The following is a 263-nucleotide window of genomic DNA, read 5'->3' as shown; positions in this document are numbered from 1 at the left end:
TCGGAGCACTGTCATGAAACGAATGTTGAGCGCCCCGAATGTTTACCTGTATCGGGAGTTCGTGGATTTTAGAAAGTCTATCAATGGCCTGGCGGCGATTATCGAGTCCGAAACCGATTTGCCGCTCAGCACGGGCGCACTGTTCCTATTTACCAATAAACAACGCGACAAAGTCAAAGTGTTGTATTGGGATAAAACGGGTTTTGCCCTGTGGTACAAACGGCTCGAAAAAGCCAAATTTAAATGGCCCACTCAAGAGAAAA

General features: G+C 46.8%; 1 protein-coding gene. It reads left to right on the top strand.

Features of this window, described 5'->3' with window-relative positions; translation table 11 throughout:
• Window positions 1-13: 13 nt before the first annotated feature.
• Window positions 14-263 (top strand): IS66 family insertion sequence element accessory protein TnpB (gene tnpB, locus AACW06_RS20435; RefSeq protein ID WP_192076411.1); only part of this gene is annotated, 250 nt, incomplete at its 3' end.

This window comes from Vibrio sp. S12_S33 (assembly GCF_963889785.1).
In the GTDB taxonomy this organism is placed as follows: domain Bacteria; phylum Pseudomonadota; class Gammaproteobacteria; order Enterobacterales; family Vibrionaceae; genus Vibrio; species Vibrio aestuarianus.
Note: the sequence above shows the minus strand (reverse complement) of the source record. Positions and strands in the feature narration are given on the sequence as shown.